Below are 290 nucleotides of genomic sequence, written 5' to 3'. Positions count from 1 at the left end.
CTATAAAGTGATGGAAGAAGGGGCGGCGAAGATATTGCCTAAGTCTTATACGACCGATACTTCAGGCCAATTGAGACAGTTCCTACAAGAAGGCTCGTCACTGGTTACGACGTTCTTCCTCGCGCTTGTGATCATCTACTTGGTGCTGGCGGCTCAGTTTGAAAGCTTGCGAGATCCTTTAGTGGTACTAACCAGTGTGCCACTGTCTATCTTTGGTGCTCTGATGCCACTGTATTTGGGCATTGATACGCTCAACATATACACCGAAGTGGGGCTGGTGACCTTGATAG

1 protein-coding gene is annotated in these 290 nt (G+C 48.3%); it reads left to right on the top strand.

Annotated features, from left to right (window positions below):
- A partial coding sequence (locus tag AB4512_RS25300) for an efflux RND transporter permease subunit (RefSeq protein WP_372176214.1) occupies window positions 1–290 on the top strand: 290 nt, incomplete at both ends.

Source organism: Vibrio sp. 10N.222.52.B7 (genome assembly GCF_041474275.1).
Taxonomy (GTDB): domain Bacteria; phylum Pseudomonadota; class Gammaproteobacteria; order Enterobacterales; family Vibrionaceae; genus Vibrio; species Vibrio crassostreae_C.
Note: the sequence above shows the minus strand (reverse complement) of the source record. Positions and strands in the feature narration are given on the sequence as shown.